This is a genomic window from Streptomyces sp. NPDC049915 (assembly GCF_040656475.1).
Lineage (GTDB): Bacteria > Actinomycetota > Actinomycetes > Streptomycetales > Streptomycetaceae > Streptomyces.
Genome location: NZ_JBFAMH010000033.1, coordinates 1 through 12,928 on the forward strand (window position 1 = coordinate 1; position 12,928 = coordinate 12,928).

Sequence of the window (12,928 nt, forward strand, 5' to 3'; positions counted from 1 at the left end):
CCGCGGCTGTCTTCGTGGCCCTGATGGCGTTCCTGAAGCTGTGACCGGTCGGACCGTGGGCGGCCGGCGGGGTGGCGGCCGCCCACGAGAGGGAACAGCAGCCGCAGGTGGCCGAACAGCGGCCCGGGCGGCGCGCACTGGGCTCGCGGGGCGTCGGCTTCGAGTAGCGCTCGGGCTGCTCGCCCTTCCTTGGGCCATCTACGCCCCGGGGTGGGTGGTGCCTAGGCTCGTCGTCTCCATGGCTGTTGGAGGCGGGCACATGTGCCCGGGTGAGCAGTGGTGGCAGCTTCACACGTGGAAGGAGCACCAGCACCCCCCGTTCGACAGAGAGACATGGGGGCATCGCTTCGTCCCGACCGACGAGCCGGTTGAGAGGGATGCCCAGGGAGAGGTCTTGATGCCGGACGAGTTGAAGGAGCGGGTTGGCAGAAACCGCACATGGACGCGGAGCTGTTACATGCCTCCTAGCTGAGAGAGGCAGACCGGCGACTACGCGCGCGAGCCCGGCCGTGTTTCTCGCGTACGTCATCGGCGGTCGCCGTACGTCTCTGTGATGACGTACGGTGACCGCCCGGAGCCGTCCCGACTTACAGAGTGCCGGAGCATCGTCGGAGTGGAGCCCGGTCCGGCTGGGGCTGTTCAGTCAGCAGTCTCGATCCGCTCTGGGGCGATGCCCAGGATGAGCTTCTCGAGCGCGTCCTGGGCATCGCCGAACGTAGCCAGCCAGGTCTCGACCAGGTAGATCTCACTGTTCTGGTCGATGCCGGGGAAGAATCTGCCCTCATCGAGTTCGCCGAGGGGGAAGATGGCGCGCCCGATGGTGTGACTCCAGTCGGCGAAGCGGTCTTCCTCGCCGATCAGGGTGTCCGGATCGAAGTTGAAGGGGGTCTTGGCGCAGGTGATCCCGGGGCCGCTGATCTGGACATCTAGGCCACCGAACTCCGCCAGGAAGGCTTTAGCGGCATCGTGCATGCGGACCAGGCCGGTCTTCTCGAGCGTCTTGCGCCAGTGGTCCGTCGAGAGGTGCCGTCCCGGCCGCCAGCCTGCTGAGCGCAGTGTCTCCTCGATCACGCCAGTTCCCCGTAGATACGTCGCCGCCGCATCGACCCATGCCTTGTCCACCGGCAGGTCTTCTGGCCAGCCGGGCCGCCAATCCGCCTGCCAGTGGGCGAAGTCGTCACGCAGGAACTGCGGGTCAGCTGGCTTGAGTCGCACTTGCTGTCGCTGATCGGCCCACCAGACCTCGAATTCGGCCTCGGTTCCTTTCCCTGGCCAGCGTTCTTCGACCGTCGGCAGAAGCAGAACATCGACGAACCCTCCGACCGGAAGACCGATGTCGACGAAGATCCCGATCGCACCCGGCCTCGGGACTGCCGTCACCGTCCCTCGGAACCTTTGCCCGAGCCGCAGGCCGCGACGGATTCGAATCCACTCTTCAGCGCTGACCACCCGGACATCCTGGCATCCCACTGGTGCGGGTGGCGGCCGCACAGTCGTGGTGGTGCGGCTGGGGGCCAGCGACGTTGAGGACGGGGTCTTCCCCTTCCGGGATTTCGAAGACGAAGACGACGCCGGAGGGGGTGGCCTGGATGGCGCACTGGTTGTCGAAGGTCAGGGACGTGTATGGCTGCCAGGCGCAACCGACGCGGCCTAGAGCTTCGATTACTTCGGCGTACTTGGGGTGGCCGGTGAACGCCCGCTTCTCGACCAGCCCCGCGGGGAGTTCAACGGTATCTCGCCAGGTCTGGAGGCAGATCAGGATGATCTTCTGGCAGCGGCAGACGCTCAGCTCAAGGTCGCCGTAGGCGAACAGACGCGGCCATGACCGGCGCTTCCCGATGACCACCTCAAAGGGCTCGCCGAGCGCCTCGGTAACCGCGCCCCAGGCGGCGCCGTTCGCGACCGGGCCCAGCTGCCCCGACCGGGCAAGTTCCGTCAGGACGTCGAGTAGCTCCATATGGTGGGAGCCTGCCATCTGCGGCGATGGGCTGTCGAACGGCTTTGGGCTGCCTCGGCCGCTGCGGGTGCCGAGCCCTCAGCGGACATGGAAACCGTGGGTCAGGGTGCACTGGGGAGGCAGGATTGGGCGGTGGTTGAACTGCTGTGGGACGACGTTAGATGGTTCTTCGACCCCGAGGTGATGGGGTCGCTGCCGGACGGGTGGGTGCCCAACGCCTCGGAGAGGGACTGGCAGGCGGTTCTCGACCTCGTGGTGGAGCGGGGCTGGGCGTTTCAGTACCGCGAGGGCGCGACAGCGCTGCCGCTGCCTCCGGCAAGGGCCGTGCTGTCGCGCTCGGCCGACGCCGAGCAGCCTCATCTGGAGGTTCGGCCGGTGCAAGACATGTTGGCGATCTTTCGGTTCTACGCAGCAGAGGAGATCGACTTCGACGTCGACCTGCGGGAGATTCAGGGGCAGCAGCCACTTGATGTCCTGTGCGGATTCCTCGCCGCGATCGGTCGCCGGTTGGGCAAGCCGGTGCTGATGGATGCCGAGGGCGGTGACGGGAGCCGTCCGGTCCTCGGGTACGACGTCGAGGCGGACCGCGTCGTAATGCTGGTCGAGCCGCCGGTCAGGTGACGGAGGATTGCACCGCGTCCAAGAGGCTGTTCCCGGAGCTGATCACCGCCGACCGCAGGTATCGCTAACGCGAACCGGAAGATCGCTAGTCGACTGCTAAAAATCGACCGACATTGCTAGCGCGGACCCGGAACCTACATGACCCGTAATCCCACGGTCCAACCACGCCGCGCCATGCCGTAGAGTCGGGCACACGACGCGGGGTGGAGCAGCTCGGTAGCTCGCTGGGCTCATAACCCAGAGGTCGCAGGTTCAAATCCTGTCCCCGCTACTGAACCCACGGGTCCCCGGTGCCAGCGCGCCGGGGACCCGTGCGTTTGTGGTCTGTGGTTGTAGCCTCGGGCGGCCTCGATTCTCGGCACCTTGGGCTGGCGGGGCTGTTGGCCGGTGTTCCTGGTAAGCCCTCCCAAGGAGGCAGGCCATACGCCTGGGGTTAGACCTCAGCCGAGGGCCGCCCGGTCTCCACCGGCGGCCCTCGGCCTTTCCAGCTTTGATCAGGGGCTTTCGACGGCTGCCGGGATCGATCGGGCAGCCGTCGTCTGCTTGTCGTGTGCGTGCTGGTCAGTCGCCGGCCTAGTGGGGGAGACCGTCGTCCAGGACGATGCGGATGGTCTCGCCTTGTCCGGTGACATCGGTGAGTTCGGCCGAGATGCGGTTGTAGGTGGTCATGGCCAGTGCCCAGTCGCCCTGCAGCGGGGTGGCGGTGGAGCGGGTGTTCCACAGCTCGATCAGCAGGGCGATGAGGGAGCGCCCGGACAGGACGGTCTGGACGCGGCCTTCCTTGATGTCCTCGACAGAGGGCGGGGTGCGGAAGTGGCTGTGGTCAACGGCCAGGGCGGCGAGCCACTCCCAGGTGTCGCGGTGCGCGATCAGTTCGGCGGAGGCCACACCGGCGGCCTTCAGCAGCAGGACACCGTGGGCGATCCGCGGGTCCTCCGCGCCGACGGGGGCCTGCGGCGTGGCAGCAGAGGGCTGCCCGGGGGAGGTGCCGGTGCCCTGGTAGGCGGCCTCGATGGCGTTCTTCAGTGCCAGGTCTTGGTCGTCGTTCCCGGTCTCAGGCTGCGGCCGGCGCTCGGTGCTCTCCATGGTTCCCCCCTGGGAGTCGGTGTCGGATGAGACGGGCGGATGAGTCTCGGCAGGGGCGGCGAAGCCGTAGCCGTCCTCGGCCTGGGGCGGCTGCGCAGTCTCCTCGGGATGCGCCTGCGTACCCTCGCCGGGCTCGTCGTCTGTTCCCTCGCGCGGCGCGAAGGGACGCAGGACGTCGACAAGGTCAAGGAGTTGCCGAAGCTCGCCCCGCGTCTCGTTCAGGTCGTTGATCATCCGGTCCTGGCGTCGGCGGACTTCCCGGTTCTCCTCACGCAATCCGGTGACGCCTGCCTGGAGCTGTTCCAGGATCTTCATGCGGCTCTGTGTGAGGTCGCCGTGCAGTGCTGTCAGCCCGACCGTCGGATCGTCGAGACGTTCAAGCTGTTTGTGTATCGCCTCCAGTTCGTGCATCGCGTCACCGAACGCGTCTTTCCACCCCATGTGACCCCCCTGGCCTCCCGAGCGGTGCGACCGCCCATTTCTCCCCATAACGACTTGGCGTGACGCGATGGTTTCCAGCCCTTCCCTGGTCAGAACCACCCTGGAAGCCAGTGAACGCACTTCGTACGTGATTTGTACGGTAAATGCACGCGATTGGTACGGTATCCGGGGTAGAGTGTGGGTCAGGAGGTGTTCCATGTCCGAGTTGTTCGATGCGGTCGACGCGCTGGTCGCGTCCCGCTCTGCGCTGCCGTCGGCGGAGGAGCGCAAGCGGCTGCGCACCGCGCACGGGCTGACGCTGGACGAAGTCGCCGCGGCGCTGAAGGTGCGGCGGGCCACGGTGTCCGGCTGGGAGTCGACGAAGAAGCCGACCGAGCCGCGCGGCCCGGAGCGTGAGGCGTACGCACGGCTGCTCAAGCAGCTCGCGGAGCTCTACCCCGCGCCGGAGGAGCCGGCCGTCCCGGCGCCCGCCACGTTCACCGGCGCCTTCGACCCGACGAAAGCCGGCACTCTCTCCAAAGACCGGGCCTCCGAGGCGCCGGCCATGACAGCAACCGAGAACCCCCAGACCTCTGCTCCTGCTCCCGTCGCTGCTCCGGACGCCGCAACCCGTCCGGCCCGCACCACCAGGCCGACGTCGACGTCACGCCGACCGGGCGCGAAGAAAGCGGCCCCGGCTGGCACCCCGGCGGGCGGCGTCGACCCGCGGTTCGAGAACGGGCCGCTGGCGGTCATCGACGTCGAAGACGGGCAGGTGCTGGCGTACTGCACCGGCGGCCTGGTCCTGGACGTCCCCGCCAAGAGCATCCCGGCCCTGGTGGACTGGACGCTGCGCGAAGCGAAGCTCGGGCAGCCGAAGCTGTCCGGGCCGGGCAAGGACGCCGACCCGCTGCTCGTGCTCACCGAGGCCGCCCTGGAACGCTACGGCCTCCCCGTCACGCTCACGGAGGAGGAAAAGCACGCCGGACGGATCCCGGAGGGCCACAAGGTCATCAAGCAGCTCGCGCGTGCGGAGTGGAAGCTGACCAAGCGCGGCTTCGGGCCGTGGGCGCGGATCTACCGCCCGGCCCGCGGCTCAGAGCGGGCCTGCGTGCAGTTGTGCATCCCGTCGTGGCACGCCCTGGACACCCGGCACTGGGGCGAGGCCGGGCAGCTCCCACCGGCCGAACTCGCCCGCGTCCTCGGCGTGTACGCGTCCCGAGTGATGACCCCGCGCGGCTCCACCGCCGTGACCGGCCTGGAGCTGATGACCGCCCTGCACCCGCCGACGCGGGCCTCCGAGCCGGACGCCGACGGCAAGCGACACTCCGAGCACAATCCCGGCTCGCTGGGCAAGGATCCAGTCGACCCGGCGCCGTGCGAGGCCCCCGACGGCCACCCGGTCCTCGCCGACCTGCCGCGCTTCCACGTCCGCGGCCCCGGCGAGAAGCTGTTCGAAGAGGCGTACGACTGGGCACGGCCTATGACCGATGCCGAGTGCACCCTGCGCCACCTGGTCGGCATCGACGTCAACATGGCCTTCGCCGCCGGCGCGAACGGTCTGAACGTCGGCCTCGGTGAGGCGACGCACGTCAAGGCCCCCGCGTTCGACCCGAAGCTGCCCGGCTCGTGGCTGGTCGACCTTTCCCACGTCGACCTGTCGAAGGTGAAGGTCGGCAAGGAGTGGGTGGAGCTGGACGGCAGCCTGCTGCCCTCCCCGTTCACGCCGAAGGGCGACCGCCCGGAGGGGCCGGCCTGGTACGCGACGCCCACCGTCGCCTACGCGGTGGAACTCGGCTACGAGGTGCGCCCGATCGAGGCGTGGGTCCGGTACGAGAACGGCCGCTACCTGGACGGCTGGTACCAGCGACTGCGGGACGCCTACCTCGCCACGATGGCCGACCTCGGTGTCTACGCGGACATGGAGCCGGCCGACTTCCTCGCCGCGATGGACGGCTACAAGGAGCGCGACCCGGAGCTGGCGATCGTCGTCTCGGCAATCAAGGCGACGGTCAAAGGCGGCCTGGGCAAGCTGCGCGAGCGCCCGCGGGGTGAGGGCTGGCGGCCGGGCGAGCCGTGGCGGGCCCTGTCCCGGCCGACGTGGCGGCCGGACATCCGCGCGGCGGTCATCTCCCGCACGCGGATCAACCTGCACCGCAAGATCGTCAAGCACGCGGCGCTCACCGGGCAGTACCCGGTCGCGATCCTCTCCGACTGCGTCGTCTACGCCGCCAACGGACCCTCACCGCTGGACTTCCTGCCCTACCGCGACGGCAAGCCGCTGCCCGGCGGCTTCAAACTCGGTCTCAACCCCGGCCTGGTCAAGCACGAGGGCACCCAGTCCGTGCTGTGGGGCGAAGAGGTCCGCGAGCGGTTCAACGCACCGGAGCTCAACCTCGCCCGGTACATCAAGGACGGCACCGTCACCGACGTCGACAACGGAGAGTAGGAGTAGGCGACGATGAGCCTGTTCGGGGACGGCCTGGAAGCCGCGGTGCAGAAGGCATTCACCCGCCCGGCGCCCAAGAGCGCGGGCGCGCAAATGCGGTACCTGGTCAAGCAGCTCAAGACCACCAAGGCGGTCGCCCAGATGCTGCGGATCTCCCAACGCACCGTCGAGCGCTACGTGAAGGACCAGATCAAAAAGCCCCGCCCCGACCTCGCCGCGCGCCTGGAGCGCGAGGTGAAGAAGCGGTGGCAGCCGCAGATCCGGGCCAAGGCCCGGCAGAAGGCGGCGACGACCGGCGGCATCGTCATCGACGCCCGCGCTCGCATGGGCTACACCGCACCGATCGGGTCGACGGACCAGGACCGCATCCGGCACCTGACCGTCGCCCTCCCGCCCGTCTACGCCGCCCGCCTCTTCGACGCCCACGAGGCCGGCGCCACCGACCAGCAGCTCCGGGAGATCGCGGCCGAAGCGCTCAAGGAGGTCTACTTCCAGGACGGCGGCCGCCGCGCCGGAAGCCTGGAAGAGGTCCGCTTCACGGACATCGAGCACCTCGAGTTCGACCTGTAGATCGCCCCGCAGCAAGGGCCCGAACCGCCTTCTTGTGACTGAGCATGTCAGTCGGCGTCGCCAGGCCTGGCCCCGATCTCAAGACTCCTTGAGCCCATGCTCGGCCGCCTGCTCGGGTGTGTAGAGATAGAGGCTCTGGCGAAACGCGTCAGCGAATGCCTCGAAGGCTTCCCCGTTCCGTGGCTGGACGGGTGGAGGGAACGGCAGTTCGCTGGAGCGGCGGGGCCATATCCGTGCGACGGAGAGACGGAACTCAGGCGCGTGCTGGATGACGACGTCCACGGCCGGGAAATAGACGTAGATGCACAGATGCCCGATCTTCATAGGGCAGAAGAACCCGACCGGCTGGGGAGAATCAGGAGTCGATACGCCTGTGAGGTCGATCCTCACGGTGTGACTGGTGACGGTGGGGTTCCGTGCGGGGCAGGATCCCAGCCAGACGCGCGTTCCACGAGGAATCGCCTGGTGAGTACGCATCCTCCGGAGCTGATGGGACGGCAGGAGGGGCTCCTGCTGTACCTGGTCGGCCATCATCGCAGTCTTTGTGGCCCAGAGCGCGATCTGGCGTTGCTGCTGGAGGGAGACGAGATCAAGGTCCTGCCGGATGATCAGTGGTTCGAGGACGTCCTTGGAGGATGTTTCAAGCTTCGACATCCAGCCGTTGTTGCACGGGGCGCAGACCTTCTTGACCGTGAAGTCCAGGCCCATGCTCTGTCTGGTCACGTCGTAGGCGCCCGCCCCATAGCGGGCCTGTTCAGTCTGCTGTCGCCCTGGCGGAAGGTACTGGTTCAGCCACTGAGGGAAGACATGTTCCTTGGTGACGGGGGAGCTACCGCAGAAGACGCAAGACATCAACAGATCGTAGCGAAGGGGGCCATAGGGCTCAGCACCGCCGACGGCTGCTACGCCACGGGGCCCACCTAGTGTCGCCTGCAGTGCTCAACCTGCTAACTGGGGCGCCTGAGCACACTTCTGGGCTCCGTCCCTTGTCGCTGTTCCTGGCTTTGCCGAGCCGGCGGATCAGGGACTGTCAGGCCCCGCTCCTAGGATGCGGCCGTGGACCGAGACTGGATGCGACAGCAGCTTGAAGAGTTTGCCGACCTGGCCCTGCGCTACAGGAACAGTCGAATGCCGGGCAAGTATGTGGGTGATCCGGCGCTGTATGAGCAGCTGCACCGCGCAGAGGCCACGGTCAAGCAGATCCTGCGGCTCCTGGACCCGCAGCTTGCCGAGAAGATCAACCTGGATCAGATGGCGGGCGATGTCATGGCCCGCAACGAGGTTCACCGGGGCCTGGGCATTTTGGCCGACATGGATGAATGGGCCGCCCGTCTCGTACCGGATGCCCCCACGCTGCCTGCCGACCAGTTCCACCCCTGGGTGTGGGAGCCGGCGGCCCCGCTGTGGGGCGCAGAGGCCCGGCAGGACGCCGTCCTGGCTGCTGCCCGCACCGTCAACCGCCGGCTCCAGCAGAAGCTGGGGCGTCACGACATCGGCGAGACGGACTTGTGCATGCAGGCCTTCGACATGAAGGACCCTGTGGCAGGGAAACCGCGCCTGCGGTTCGACGGCGACCGCAACACGCCTACGTGGCGTGCCCGCCAGGACGGCGCCAAGTACCTCGCGGCCGGCGCCTTCCTCGCCCTGCGCAACGTCGCCGCTCACGAGGATGCGGTGACCTGGACCGAACAGGAGGCGCTGGAGCACCTGGCGACCCTGAGCGTCCTGGCCCGCTGGATCGAGCAGTGCGTGGTGGAGCGCGCCACCTAGACCCAGATCTCGTGCTCGTTGCGGTAGTGCGGCCACGGCTGCCCGGCCTGACGGGCGGCGAGGACGTGCTTGATGCCCGCGGCCCACGTGCCTGGTTGCAGGAGCTCCATCAGATAGCGGTCCAGCTCGGAGCGGCGCATCTGCAGTATCCATCCCGGTGTCATCGTCAGACCGCCCGGCAGTGCCACCGACCGCAGGCGTTCCTGCTGGTGGATCTCCATGATGACCTCGCCCTGCTGGAGATCCACTTTGTCGGGCGGGCGGACCCAGCGGGCGTCAAGACCGGTGGCCTGGAGCAGGCGGGTCAGTACGGGACCGGAGGTCTCCACGGTCGCCACGGCGTAGTCGCCGATCAGACGGGCGCAGGCCACCGGATGCAGCGGGTAGTTCGCCCACGGCACCCGCAGCGGGTCGCGGGCCGTGCTGTCGAGACTAGTGGCGTGGATGTTGTGGTCCTCGCGTCCGACCGCGATCGCGGCCCGTTGCAGGGCGGTGTCGACTGTCTGCTGAAGACGTTCGTTGAACTGCTTGGAGGACAGTCCTTGCTGGGAACATCCGTACTGGTCGATGACGAACAGGGCCCGGCTACCAGGAACGTCGGTGGCGTAGATGCCCTCGTTCGCGGCCCGCTCGAGCGCATCGCACAGCACGTCCAGGTGCGTGCGCAGCGGCAGGTTCAGGTCGTAGAGGAGCTCTGAGGCGTTGTCCCCGGGCAGTGGTCCGCCTTCCAGCACCGCCGCGCGGGCCTGGTTGATCCGCCGTAGCTGAGCGCTCCTGGTGTTGTTCGGGTTGGTCTTGATCTCTTCCGTGCGGGGTGGGTGCTCACCGTCCCAGACCGTGATGTCGCCGATGCGCAGGCAGTTGGTCAGGTCGTGCAGGAGCGCGAAAGCACCGTCCTCCTTGAAGGCCCTCTCGACATGTTCGCGTTCCGCCTGCAGCCCTGCCTTGCCGTGCATCAGGCCGGGCGACTGGTTGCGGCACAGAGCGAGGATGAACGGGCGGTGGAAGCCGAAGACGCGCCAGGCCAGCGCGTCACCTACCGAGCGCAGCTGGCGGGCCAGCCGGTCGCACACGTCCTGCTCGAACCGCCAGGTCGCCACGTCGGCGAGGTCACGGCCCGACTGAGGCTCCGGCGCCTCCTGGTGCGGTCCCTTGCCGCTGCGCATCCGCTTGGCGGCACGCTTGAACCCCGCACGGTCCTTCTCGATCTCTAGCAGACGGTTGAGCAGGTCCCGTTGGAAATCGACCCTGGCCTGGACCGTCTCGCAGTCGCGGAGCTGCTGAATGAGCTGAGCCAGAACCGGCTGCATCGCCTGATGGCGAGGATGCACCATCATGTCGTCGGGGTCGTAGGCGTCGGCGTGCAACAAGCTCATCCCGCCAGTGTGACGATCACGAGGGTTCCCTGCCTCCGTTTCCGGACCGTCGAAGCCATGTTCGGACTCCTCGAGTACGGGATCGAGTTCTGCCGCCGCACTGCACAGCGAGCACAGCCGCGTGCCGGGGTGCTCCGCCGCGTCCAGCGCCTTCTCCAGGGTGAGCGGCGGCGCCCCAGTGGGTGCTTCCTCGCAGTCGACGGCGTGGATGATGCCCTGACCGGGACCGCGGCCGTCGGTCAGCTTCTGCAGGACCCCGGAAGGCCGGCGCGGCCCCAGCAGCTCGCGCACCGTCGACGGCTTCTCCAGGCGCTCGGTCGGAACGTCGTCGTACGAGACACCGTCCACCGGCCGCACGTGGTCAGGGGCGCGCACCCAGACCCGGTACTCGGCAGGTTCCACCGTGTCGCCGGGGCCGTTGCGGTAGGCCGAGAGCCCGACCTCGTACCTCCAGCCGTCGGGCGCCTGCCGCCGGGACCACAGGTGCGCGATGGCGGAGGACGTCGTCACGTGTCCCACCGTACGGACGGGCGTCGCGACAGCACCCCCACCTGCGCTGGTGCCTGGAATCTATCCACAAGTGATCCGTGATCCCTAGGAGGTATGAGCGAGCACGAGCAGCAGCGGCCGTCCCCGGGCCGGGGCAAGTTCCTGGAGGCCCTCACGAGGGCGAAGCGGAAGGTGTTCACCCCCCGTTATGTTTTGCGCGGTCCTGCAAGAGGACCGCTGGCCTCCGGGCCCGGCATGACTGTTCCCCCCTGTCGATCGGATGACCTGGGGGATGGTGTCACCGGGCCTGGGAGGCGCCGTTGGAGACGCTGAGACCTTCTTCCCGGCCGGGGTCAGCCCGTGCCCGCTGATCGACGAGATGTTCGATGCACTCGACGAGCAGACCGTCGTGGTCCCGGGCACCGGCACCCTCGACCTGGTGATCCCGTCCCTGGCCCGTTCGCTCGCGGCCGTCCACGAACAGCGACGAGCCCTGGAAGCGCAGATCGGACAGCTGCTGGAGGCTCACCCTCTTTCCGCGGTCCTGACCTCGATTCCAGGGGTCACGGTCAGGACCGCCGCCACCTTGCTGGTCACCGTCGGCGACGGCACCAGCTTCCCTACCGCTGCCCACCTGGCCTCTTACGCCGGCCTCGCCCCGACGACCAAGTCATCGGGGACCTCGATCCACGGCGAACACGCGCCACGGGGAGGCAACCGGCAACTGAAACGCGCGATGTTCCTGTCGGCGTTCGCCGCGCTGCACGATCCCGCCTCCCGCACCTACTACGACAAATGCCGGGCCCGAGGGAAGACCCACACCCAGGCACTTCTCCGCCTGGCCCGCCAACGGATCAACGTGCTGTTCGCGATCCTCCGCGACGGCACCTTCTACGAACCCAGAACCCCACGCCTCGCTTGACGAAAGACATAGAGGCCCCCCGCGGCGGGCGACCGGCGATGAGCCGAAGAAGGGTCCGAAGCGGGCCCGATAAAACGAGGGGAGAACAGACATGGCGACACCTTCCATGCCGGGGGATCCGTTCGCGGAAGCGGCAGCTGAGGCGCTACAGACCCTCCGCGATGGCATTTCGACTGATGGCGACCATCGCTGACGCGATCCGGCGCCATCACCAGCGCCAGATGAAGGGGAGCGAGCAGCCCCTTCCTCCGGAGGCCGAGGCGACCCGCGAGGCGGGCAAAAGGGTGCAGGATCAGCTCCCGCCGCATCTGGCGGCGGCGCTGATGCAGGGGGCGGACTGGCCGCAGATGGCGCAGCAGCTGCTGGCCCTGCAGCAGGCGGGCGTCGACCTGTCTGTCGTCCTCCCGCAGATGGGTGAAGTGGCGGCCACTGTGCACGAGGCGGAGCTGGCCAAGGCCGCTCAGAGTCGGCAGGCGGAGTGGGAGCCGGTGCTGCGAGAGACGCTGTCGGCGGGACCGGTCCGGGAGGCGATCCTGACCTCTCCCCAGTGGCCGCAGATCGCTGAGACGCTCACCAAGCTGGATGAGCGGGGGGGCGATGTGCGGCAGTTGCTGGCCGCTGTCGCACCTCCGGCCGTGCGCGTGGAAGAGGCCGTACTGACATCGCTGGCGGCGTCGTCGGCCACGAGCAGCCGGGAGGCGCTGCGGACCTACGGGCCGCTGACGGTCGGCCTGGACATCCCGAGGGATCTGGACCTTTCGAGTCGTGAGCGCGCGATGAGGCAGCTGGCGATCTCACCGCAAGAGCACCAGCGGTACGTGCGCTGGGTGCAGGAAGCTCTGCCGTCCCACGGCCGCGAGGCAAGCCTGATCCTGAACTCCAAGCACTGGCCACTGCTGGCCGCCCGCATGGCCAAGATGGAGAGCGAAGGAAAGCCGGTCCAGGCCCACCTGAGCAGGCTGGTCAACGAGCCCTGGAGTCAGCGACCAGCGAGCGGGCTCGCGGACCGCTTGGTGGGGTCGGTGAACGACGTGCTGCAGCGCCCGGCGGGCGAGGCATCGATGACGAGACCGCCGGTGGTGGCGGCGGCCCGCGCGCAGTCGGCGACCGTGGGCCCTACGCAGGCGGCGGCGAAGAACACAGCATCGGCTGAGACCGGCGTCGCCGCACACCGGCAGACCGGAACCGCGTCGACGCGTGGACGCACCCGGTAGCCGAAAGGGACGAAGTAGCGCACCATCCGTGTGCCGCAGCCCTGTGGCTCTGCG

The 12,928-nt window shown here is 68.2% G+C and carries 9 protein-coding genes, 1 tRNA gene and 2 pseudogenes; 7 read left to right on the top strand and 5 right to left on the bottom strand.

The annotated features are described in order from the left end of the window. Window positions 1-639: 639 nt before the first annotated feature. Both AB0J12_RS34720 and AB0J12_RS34725 read right to left on the bottom strand, forming a co-directional pair. Window positions 640-1,380, bottom strand: coding sequence for an SUKH-3 domain-containing protein (locus tag AB0J12_RS34720; protein ID WP_363268639.1), 741 nt, complete (start codon window positions 1,378-1,380; stop codon window positions 640-642). Between the two features lie 55 nt (window positions 1,381-1,435). Continuing rightward, window positions 1,436-1,957: a hypothetical protein gene (locus AB0J12_RS34725; protein WP_363268640.1), complete on the bottom strand. Its 522-nt coding sequence runs from the start codon at window positions 1,955-1,957 to the stop codon at window positions 1,436-1,438. 132 nt (window positions 1,958-2,089) lie between these two features. On the opposite strand from AB0J12_RS34725, the gene AB0J12_RS34730 reads away from it, so the two are divergent. Together AB0J12_RS34730 and AB0J12_RS34735 are read left to right on the top strand one after the other, a co-directional pair. Continuing rightward, the gene (locus AB0J12_RS34730; protein WP_363268641.1) at window positions 2,090-2,578 is read left to right on the top strand and encodes a hypothetical protein; all 489 of its coding nucleotides are present in this window, start codon (window positions 2,090-2,092) and stop codon (window positions 2,576-2,578) included. Window positions 2,579-2,775: 197 nt separating this feature from the next. Beyond that, a tRNA-Met gene (locus tag AB0J12_RS34735) sits at window positions 2,776-2,849 on the top strand. 302 nt (window positions 2,850-3,151) lie between these two features. On the opposite strand, the gene AB0J12_RS34740 is transcribed toward AB0J12_RS34735, so the two are convergent. After that, on the bottom strand, window positions 3,152-4,105 hold the full coding sequence (locus AB0J12_RS34740; RefSeq protein WP_363268642.1) for a hypothetical protein: 954 nt from the start codon (window positions 4,103-4,105) through the stop codon (window positions 3,152-3,154). A 196-nt stretch (window positions 4,106-4,301) separates the two neighbouring features. Here AB0J12_RS34740 and AB0J12_RS34745 point away from each other — a divergent pair, with 196 nt between their 5' ends. Further along, on the top strand, window positions 4,302-6,533 hold the full coding sequence (locus AB0J12_RS34745) for a transcriptional regulator (protein ID WP_363268643.1): 2,232 nt from the start codon (window positions 4,302-4,304) through the stop codon (window positions 6,531-6,533). Between the two features lie 12 nt (window positions 6,534-6,545). Next, window positions 6,546-7,103 carry an XRE family transcriptional regulator gene (locus tag AB0J12_RS34750; protein ID WP_363268645.1) on the top strand — a complete coding sequence of 186 codons (558 nt, stop codon included), beginning with the start codon at window positions 6,546-6,548 and terminating at the stop codon, window positions 7,101-7,103. 78 nt (window positions 7,104-7,181) lie between these two features. On the opposite strand, the gene AB0J12_RS34755 is transcribed toward AB0J12_RS34750, so the two are convergent. After that, window positions 7,182-7,955, bottom strand: a complete 774-nt coding sequence (locus AB0J12_RS34755) for a hypothetical protein (RefSeq protein WP_363268646.1) — start codon at window positions 7,953-7,955, stop codon at window positions 7,182-7,184. 204 nt (window positions 7,956-8,159) lie between these two features. Between AB0J12_RS34755 and AB0J12_RS34760 the strand changes: the two genes are divergently transcribed. Further along, on the top strand, window positions 8,160-8,873 hold the full coding sequence (locus tag AB0J12_RS34760; protein ID WP_363268647.1) for a TIGR02391 family protein: 714 nt from the start codon (window positions 8,160-8,162) through the stop codon (window positions 8,871-8,873). A 1,448-nt stretch (window positions 8,874-10,321) separates the two neighbouring features. On the opposite strand, the pseudogene AB0J12_RS34765 reads toward AB0J12_RS34760, so the two are convergent. Next, a pseudogene (locus AB0J12_RS34765) lies at window positions 10,322-10,759 on the bottom strand (DUF6233 domain-containing protein); the annotation flags it as partial. 346 nt (window positions 10,760-11,105) lie between these two features. On the opposite strand from AB0J12_RS34765, the pseudogene AB0J12_RS34770 reads away from it, so the two are divergent. Both AB0J12_RS34770 and AB0J12_RS34775 read left to right on the top strand, forming a co-directional pair. Further along, window positions 11,106-11,660: pseudogene (locus AB0J12_RS34770) on the top strand (transposase); the annotation flags it as partial. Window positions 11,661-11,836: 176 nt separating this feature from the next. After that, the gene (locus AB0J12_RS34775) at window positions 11,837-12,874 is read left to right on the top strand and encodes a hypothetical protein (protein WP_363268648.1); all 1,038 of its coding nucleotides are present in this window, start codon (window positions 11,837-11,839) and stop codon (window positions 12,872-12,874) included. The last annotated feature ends 54 nt before the right edge of the window (window positions 12,875-12,928 follow it).